This window comes from Halomonas sp. B23F22_20, from assembly GCF_043496985.1.
GTDB lineage: Bacteria > Pseudomonadota > Gammaproteobacteria > Pseudomonadales > Halomonadaceae > Halomonas.
Window position 1 is genome coordinate 1 of sequence record NZ_JBIEKH010000136.1, and the last position, 543, is coordinate 543.

1 protein-coding gene is annotated in these 543 nt (G+C 42.9%); it reads left to right on the top strand.

The genetic code is table 11. From position 1 onward, the window contains the following. The coding region (locus ACGTN6_RS20970; RefSeq protein ID WP_394595041.1) for a nucleotide sugar dehydrogenase at positions 1-543 on the top strand (543 nt) is incomplete at both ends.

Consider the following 543-nt stretch of genomic DNA (forward strand, 5'->3'; position numbering starts at 1 on the left):
CTAATTATGAAGAACTTCAGGATGCTGAGATTATTATGCTAGCTGTAGGTACACCACAGCAGTCAGACGGATCAGCAAACCTGACTTTTATATATCAAGCAGCGGAAAGAATCGCTCATACAGTTCAACAACCTGTAACCGTTGTGGTAAAAAGTACTGTTCCAATAGGGACTTGTCAGAAATTGCATCAATATGTACAAGAACGAACCTCTCATCCGGTTGAAATCGCATCGAACCCCGAATTTTTGCGCGAGGGTAGCGCCCTAAAGGACTTCTTCGGAGGGGATCGCATGGTCATTGGAGCAAATCATGAGAAAACAATTCAACTCATTATGGATATGTATAACCCACTAAATATCCCCGTTATGACAACAGATCTCGCAAGTGCGGAGATGATCAAATACGCATCTAATGCATTTCTAGCTACGAAAATTAGTTTTATCAATGAGATTGCGTCAATTTGTGAAAAGGTGGGGGCGAACGTAGAAGATGTGGCAAATGGAATGGGGATGGACCCACGGATTGCTCCATCATTTCTCCAGG